This is a genomic window from Streptococcus pluranimalium (assembly GCF_047785745.1).
Classification (GTDB): Bacteria; Bacillota; Bacilli; order Lactobacillales; family Streptococcaceae; genus Streptococcus; species Streptococcus pluranimalium_B.
Map to the genome: position 1 here is coordinate 1 of NZ_JBLOJT010000117.1, position 5,084 is coordinate 5,084.

Genomic DNA, 5,084 nt, shown 5'->3' on the forward strand with positions numbered 1-5,084 from the left:
CTACCTAGTCTAAGTCCCCTCTATCACCTAAAATCAGAACGCTTTATGGTTTGGCGTAGGGCATTTTTTGTGCTTGCACACAAAGATATCTGTCTTTATTACTAGGATTATGGCCAAGATTCAGATAAACTCCCTAAATTAGGAGTATTTTTTAATATTAGATTTTTAAGTAAACATGAAAAAAGAGAATCCATATAAGGAATTCTCTTTTCTACATTATCGATGTGTATAATAGTAGGCTGCAGCAGCTGCTAGTCCTACTTTAACACCTGTATAGATGAGTACACCAGTTAGCATCGTTTTTACCTCCATTTTTTACTCGATTCTAAACTGCAGTTTTAACGAATTTGTAAGAATAATATCGTTTAAAAATGAATTTTCTAATAGGTCAAATATGTCCTGTTTTCTAGGAGATATTATTTTATAATGGTAAGACATGCACAAAGGAGAAAAAGATGTCTAAACAAATTGAAGTCAAACAGTTATCAAAGTCATTTAATGGCTCACCTGCACTGGATAATATTTCTTTTAGCCTTGATAAAGGTCAAATCTTTGGATTCTTAGGTCCTTCGGGAGCTGGTAAGACAACAACAATTAATATTTTAACTGGTCAGCTTCGTGCGGATAGTGGAGGAGCAACTATCTTCGGAAAAGATGTGTCATCATTAACCAAGCATGACTTCAAAAGAATAGGTATCATGAGTGATGTTGTTGGTTTTTACGATAAAATGTCAGTGGAAGATAATCTTATTTTCTTCGCTAAATTCCATAGAGTCCCTATAGAAGTGGTATATGATTTTTTAGATAAGCTAGATTTGTATAAAGATAGAAAGAAAAAAGCTGAGGTATTATCCGTTGGAATGAAACAAAGATTATTGCTCATTAGAGCAATTTTACACCAACCAGATATTGTTTTTCTAGATGAACCAACATCAGGGATGGATCCAACTCTTGCACAAAAAGTCCATGATATCCTTATTGATTTAAAAAAGAAGGGAACAACAATTTGTTTGACGACGCATAATATGTTAGAAGCTAGCAAATTATGTGATTGTATTACTATTTTGCATAAAGGACAAATTGTCGAAAATGGAAGTCCATCTGATATCATTGCTCGACATAGTAAACAAGATGCTATTGAGTTAACCTATGCTAGTGGTAAAAAAATAATTGTAGCTAAATCGAACGTAAAAGATTATTTGGATCATGATGTTGTTAGCATGCATACCTATGAAACAAGCTTAGAAACTATATTTATCAAATTGACGGAGGAAAATCATGGCTAATTTTTCATCTTTGTTGTGGTTGAGATGGCGCTACCTATTAAGTAATAAAGTCATTCTAATCATCTGTGGTCTTATGCCGATAGTAGATGCCTATCTTTTGAATATTATTCCTGATATGAGAGGGAGTGTTTCTTTACTATCAATGTCAGTTAATATGATTTATGCGCTAACAGCAGGTATTTTTTCATCGATGATTATTAGCGAGGAGAAAGAAAAAAGAAATTTAAAAACCTTGTTGCTATCTGGAGTTGGTGAGGCAGAGTATCTGCTTTCGATATTTGCCTTTCCTATTATTTTTTCCACCATTTCTGCGCTTGTTATCCCAATGATAGGTGGTGTTGAGATTGTTTCTTGGGGGACATATTTTGTCGTCATTTTAATGACAACAATGGTTTTTATCGCATTAAATAGTACGATTGCCTTATTATCTAAAACGCAATTGCAAGCTAGTGCATACAGTTTAATGATTTTCTTTTTTGTAACCTTTCTCCCAATTTTATCAGCTGAACTTAAAGGTTTTAATACAGTTTTGGATTATTCTTTTATCGGTTTAAGTCAGGCCTTTTTGACCCAAGGGAAAACATTTGAGTTATTTTCTCAGCAGTTCTATGCCCTATTGGTATGGGCAATCTTACTTGCTGTTGCTCTTATTTATTCTTACAAGAGGAATTTAAAAATGCGTCAATAATATAGAAATATTAATATTTCTGTATTTTTTTGTTATAATAATATCATTATTATGTATGGAGAATAATGATGTCTGAGGAATTGAAAGCTGAGATAGGACAGCGGGTTAGGGCTGCAAGAAAGCGTAAGGGGTATACGAAGGAAGCTCTCTGCGATGATGAATCACATTTGAGCGTCCGACAATTAACTCGGATTGAAACAGGGAAGAGTTTGCTGTCAATAGATAAAGGCCTTTTTATTGCGTCAAGACTAGGCGTTTCCATTCAGGAGTTTATTGAACCTGATAAAATGGCGCTTCCTCAGTCATATGTGTCTCTTAAACGTCGTATTGTCCAATTCAAAAGTTACGAAGATCCTGAAAGATTAAACTATTTGGATGGGTTGATGGATGAACTGCAAACCTATTATGATTCAGTTCCAGAAGAAGAACAGATGGCTATTGAAATTATTCAAGCAAAATTAGATGTCTTTATGACTCGTAAAACGGCTTTTGCGGAACCTCTCGTTGAAGAATATTTTCATCAGCTATTACTAAAGGAAAATTATACTTGGAATGATTATCTTTTGATTTCACTGTATTTAGTATTATGTACACTTGGAATTGAAAATAAGCGTTATTTTAATCATTTTGTTCCATCCATTTTTACAAAAGGAGACTTATCTGATCCAGATATTGCTTATCAAATGGAAGAAGTTGTTTTGGCAGTTTTAACGCAAGAAAATGTTGCCTACTATCCAGACTGTATTGACACGTTAGATCGTGTGATTAAAGTCACTAAGCATTATCAAAATAAACCGATTTTAGAGATGTTTAAAGCTAAGTTAGCCTTGTTTCAAGGGGATATCGAGCAGATGGAAAGTAGCTATCAAACAGCTTTTCTAATCGCTGAGTCTTTAGACGAACCGATATTGCTTAATCGTTTAAAAATGGAATACGACAAAGACAAAAGGTTAGTCTAGGACATTATTGTCCTGTTTTTAGAGTTTATCATTGTGATATATTTTCCAAGAAAGAAGATGCATCATGAATTTTGGTTCGATTTTATGGTTTTTTATTTGATATTCCATTGTAAATGATGGGGTTTAGCGGTATACTGTAAGTGGCTCATTAGGGCGACTTCCTGTTTGTTTTATCACTTACAGTATAGTCCTTTTGGGCTTTTTATTGTCGTTGAAAATCAACTAGCACCACGAGTGTAATTATTTGTTTATTAGCTATTATTGGTGTTTTTGTTTTTTTATCAGGGAATATAGCTAAAGCAGATACAAAAGATGATATTCCAAAAATGGCTTTATCAGAAGCTATTGATGCTGGTGTTAAAGAAGCTATTATTACTGATTTTGATATTCCTGAGTATTACAGAGTTAACAAGGCGTTAGGTAGATTGAGAGTGTGGGTTTATCCTGGTGCAGGAGGAGGATGTTGGAAGTATGCGTATACTGCTGCCCCTTACAGTTTTTATAAGCATACAGCTACTGGAGAGTGGAAGATGGTTCAGACTACCAGTAATTTAAATCATACCGTAAATACTGTTATAGGAGGTTGGGCTAAAGCTCCTAGTGCTTTAATTTATTATAATCCTGTATATGAAAAAGTGTTAGGTGGCTGTTAATGTATAATACAGAGCATTATATCAAATGGTTGAAACAACTTGTGGAAGATAAAGAAATTACTGACTATGAAAAGACTCTTTTAAAGGATAGTCTAAGTTATATTGAACAAGATAAATCTATTGATTCTGTAATGTATCAATTGAAGAATAGTTTAGCTCCTCTTGCTATACAGTTTCAATTATCTCCAAATTTGTTTGAATTATATCAACATTTGATTAGATATTTTCGATTACCTAGTCGTTTTTCTTGGATAAATTTTTTTAAAAAGTAAAATATGATTTATACTTTTATGTTAATTTGCTGGCCTTTTTGGGTCAGCTTTTTTTGTACGATAATACGAAGTTGTTGGGTTTACAAACTTTCTGGAGGGTGCTATTTTCGTGTGTTCATTCGCTCTAAAGCTCTATCCAAGAGTATGTAAAAGTAATACTAGTATGCTTTACGGTGTGTTAAAGAATATTCAAAAGTAGGCGAAGACGAGAAAAATGCTATCACCGGAAACATTGATACTATCAACTCCAAACATTACGTGAGGACAGTTTCCCTTATGCTCTTTTCAGTCATTTTAAGTGTTATAAAATGATGACATAAGGTTCGATAAAGAGAATTTGTTATCCTAGTCAATTTGCTTCCTCTTATGTTGGCAAGCATAGCATTTGTATATACAAATGCTAAAATCAAAGCGATAGCCCCGTCCCTAACCTCACTTCATAGTGGCTAGAGAAAGGGATTATCGTTTTGTCTTTTGGTGAAATCCTCAAACACCTATTTGGTATTGCGTGCGCTTTTAAACGTTCATTTTTGTGAAAACAAGATTAGTTTTGATAAGTTAAAAAAGTCAAATAATTGATTTGGCTCTAGGAGATTATGAAAAAGAAAAGTTTTAGGAATAAGAGTATTTTACCTAACCAACCTTTAACATCTCTTAAAACGCAAAATAATCGTGTTATAATAAAAAAGATGTCGGCAGACCGATTGTGTTCCGCGAGGTTCATGAAAGGAGGTGTTGTACAGGCATTATATTATTGACGTCTTACTTGCTATTATGGCAGAAGTAACGGCACATTACATCTGAAAATGGTTAGATAGCGAGGACAAACGCTGACGCTAGCCTGCTCGTTAATCTTTCGAGAACGTAAAAAAGCCCCGAAGTACATTGGTCCGTCTTCGGGGCTTTGGTGCGTACATGCACTATATTCTTGCTATTTAATTATATCAGCAAATAAAAACAAAATCAAAAAATTCTTTGCCAAGACAGGGAAGAAGAGCACCCCAGACCAGTCACCTAAGGTGGCTAAGGTCAACAGGGGTGTTTCTTTTTATCTTGATACTTTTAAGAACCTGTATTCATAAAAAATGTTAAACTAAAGATATGGCACGAAAAGCATATGATACTGATTTAAGCGATCAAGAATGGGCTCAACTTGAACCCTATTTCTCCAAACACGGCACCTATAAATGGTCTAAACGAGAACTTGTGAACGCCACCTTGTATAT

At 34.1% G+C, this 5,084-nt stretch carries 5 protein-coding genes; all 5 read left to right on the forward strand.

Annotated elements, in window-relative coordinates; genetic code table 11:
• Nucleotides 1-455: 455 nt before the first annotated feature.
• Entirely contained in the window at nt 456-1,286 is an 831-nt protein-coding gene (locus ACMZ6U_RS09265) for an ABC transporter ATP-binding protein (protein ID WP_416108156.1), read from the forward strand.
• A complete protein-coding gene (locus tag ACMZ6U_RS09270; protein WP_416108158.1) occupies nt 1,279-1,974 on the forward strand; it encodes an ABC transporter permease in 696 nt (231 codons plus the stop codon). Before ACMZ6U_RS09265 ends, ACMZ6U_RS09270 begins: the two co-directional genes overlap by 8 nt.
• Nucleotides 1,975-2,042: 68 nt before the next feature.
• Nucleotides 2,043-2,933, forward strand: a complete 891-nt coding sequence (locus ACMZ6U_RS09275; RefSeq protein WP_416108160.1) for a helix-turn-helix domain-containing protein — start codon at nt 2,043-2,045, stop codon at nt 2,931-2,933.
• Between the two features lie 326 nt (nt 2,934-3,259).
• On the forward strand, nt 3,260-3,586 hold the full coding sequence (locus tag ACMZ6U_RS09280; RefSeq protein ID WP_416108162.1) for a hypothetical protein: 327 nt from the start codon (nt 3,260-3,262) through the stop codon (nt 3,584-3,586).
• Nucleotides 3,586-3,858: a bacteriocin immunity protein gene (locus ACMZ6U_RS09285; RefSeq protein ID WP_416108164.1), complete on the forward strand. Its 273-nt coding sequence runs from the start codon at nt 3,586-3,588 to the stop codon at nt 3,856-3,858. The genes ACMZ6U_RS09280 and ACMZ6U_RS09285 overlap by 1 nt, the downstream gene beginning before the upstream one ends.
• Nucleotides 3,859-5,084 lie beyond the last annotated feature (1,226 nt).